The sequence below is a fragment of the Thermococcus sp. genome (assembly GCF_027008145.1).
Classification (GTDB): domain Archaea; phylum Methanobacteriota_B; class Thermococci; order Thermococcales; family Thermococcaceae; genus Thermococcus.
On the sequence record NZ_JALTCZ010000090.1, the window covers coordinates 1 to 2,396 of the forward strand.

The 2,396-nt window shown below is 55.7% G+C and carries 3 protein-coding genes; 1 reads left to right on the forward strand and 2 read right to left on the reverse strand.

Translation table 11 applies throughout. The features are described from left to right. Positions 1–252 (reverse strand): hypothetical protein (locus MVD07_RS04410; protein WP_297499101.1); only part of this gene is annotated, 252 nt, incomplete at its 3' end. Next, entirely contained in the window at positions 212–1,510 is a 1,299-nt protein-coding gene (locus MVD07_RS04415; RefSeq protein WP_297499097.1) for a prenyltransferase, read from the reverse strand. The genes MVD07_RS04410 and MVD07_RS04415, both read right to left, overlap by 41 nt. Positions 1,511–1,573: 63 nt before the next feature. Here MVD07_RS04415 and MVD07_RS04420 point away from each other — a divergent pair. After that, the coding region (locus MVD07_RS04420) for a site-specific DNA-methyltransferase (RefSeq protein ID WP_297499099.1) at positions 1,574–2,396 on the forward strand (823 nt) is incomplete at its 3' end.

A 2,396-nucleotide genomic window follows, 5' to 3' on the forward strand; every position in this document is an offset into this window, starting at 1 on the left:
GAGGACCTTTGGTTCGGGGAACTCACCTTCGAGTGAGGCCCTCAAAAGAACGGAAAGCTCATAGGCATCTATCAGCTCAGACTTACCCTCAAGAACTGCCGAACGGAGGATGGAGTGTATCTCCTCGACGGCGTCCCTGAAGAGGACGTCCTCGGAGTAGAGCTCATAGTCCTCGATGAGGAGCGTTATCAAATCCTTCAGGAAGTCTATTCTATCCTCCCTTCTCTTCAGGAGACTTGCCAACCTTTCCATCGCCACCACCCAGTTCAGCCTCAAGGGCCTTAACAAGTATCTCGGACATCAGCATTGAGGTGTATCCGGTATCCCTGACCTCAAGGGCTGCATTGATGGCCCTGTCAATGTCTCCTGCCCCGAGGTAGTGCCTCGCAACGTCGGCCATGACTACGGAGCGGAGATGCAGGTCATCGAGTGCCGATCCTATCTTCCTGGCCTCTTCGGCGTGGCCCTTCAGGACGTAGAACCTCGCAACTTTGGCGAGTATATCCTCGCTACCGGCCTTCTCAACCACCGCCTTTATTACCTCCCAATCCCCCCGCTCCGGCCTCTCAAGGATGGCGTTCATAACAGCCTTCCCGACCGAGAGTGCCGTCTCAGGTTCAAGGGCCTTAAGGAAAGACGGCAGAACCCTTGGATACTTTCTGAGCAGTTCAAGGGCCAGCTTCACCGTTTCCCCCTCGTCCCCAAGCCTCTCCATGAGCTCTGCAGCAACATCCCCCCTTCCGCTGAGGGCAAAGGCAGTTGCAAGCTCCTGGGTGAAGGACTCGCCGAAGCGCCCGACCATCTCGTCGGCGAGCTCCTCTATCAGGCCGATGTACTCCTCAAGGGCCCCCTGAGCCTTCAAGCGGTATATTAGCTCCTTGAAAGCCTGCCTGGCCCACCCCTTGCTCCCCATCCCTCTGACGGTGGCCAGTGCGTTCTCGTAGCTCTTCAGGGCTATAAAGGCTTTCATAAGCTCCAGAAGGGCCTTTGAGCGGTATGGTTCGTCGGTTATGTATTCGAGGGCGAGACGTATCTTCCTCAGGCTGTAAGCAACCCTTATGGGCTTCCTCTCTATCGACCGGGCAACCTGCCTCACTATAAAGACCATCGTTTCCTGCCTGAGGCGCTGGTCCCTTATTTCAACCGCATAGGTCACGGCCTCCCCTATCTCTCCGAGGCGGAGGAGGGAGAGTGCTATGGAGCGCATAACCCCGTCCCTGAGCTTGTCCGGGAGAAGGGCGGAATCTTCGGAGACTTGGAGGAAGACCCTCTTGTAGGAGCGTATCCCGGCTCTGCCCATCATGTAACCGACCGAAACCAGGGCCTGGAGCATCTTCAGCGGATCATCCACTTCCTTCGCGGTTTCGAGGGCCTTTATGAAGGCGTCCTTAAAAACTGGTTTTCTTGCCTTTGCAAGCCTCTCCCCAACCTTCGCATAGGTTATGACCCTGACGTAGGGGTCGGGTATCGAGGCGACCGACTCAAGAACTTCCTGGACGAGCATCGACATCACCGGGAGGAACTCAAATAAATTACCAGGAAGATTTTTAAAAGGTTGCCCAAAGCACGGAGCATGTATGCACTAATTCCGGGGAAGAACCCCGAGCTGGCCAGAGCCGAGTTCCTCTCCTTCTCAAGGAAGTTTAAGGTTGGCGCAAGGATAATAGAGGAGAGAAAGAACTGTCTCGTCTTTGAGGCGAAGGGTAGCGTTGAGAGGTACTTCCGCTGGCTCGGCGGTTCTCTCAAGCTGGTGAAGGTAATCGGCGAGGGTGAGGAAGCTATAAAAGACCTCGAATACTCAAAGCTCTTCACGGTCAGCCTCTACGGGAGGGATGACTGGAGGCTCTGGAGGAAGCTCGGGAGCGAGATAAAGAAGAAGTTTAAGGCCGAAGGCCCGGCGAAGTTCTTCAAGCCGGCAAAGACCTATTCCATGCCCGCTGAACTCATTCTGAAGGGCTTTCCGGAGGTTAAGGACTTCGTCTTCCTGTTCCGCGATGATGGAAGCTTCCTCGTCGGCGAGACGGTTAAGGTCACCGACCCCTTCGAGCTGAAGAAGCTCGACGTTGAAAGACCCGTTCAGAAGCCAATACTCTCGATCCCGCCGAGGCTCGCGAGGATAATGGTGAACCTCCCCGGGGTGAGAAAAGGCTCCTTCCTCGACCCGTTCTGCGGGATAGGAACGATCCTCCAGGAGTTCGTTCTTCAGGGGCTTTCAGGCTACGGTAGCGACCGGGACGAGCTCAGGGTGAGTGAAGCCAAGAGGAACCTTGCCTGGCTGAGGAAGGAGTTTCACCTTAGGAGCTCGGCTCACTTAGAAGTCTGCGATGCGAGGAAGCTGAAGCGCTGTTTCAGGCAACGCTTTGACGCGATAGTTACGGAGCCCTACCTCGGGAAAC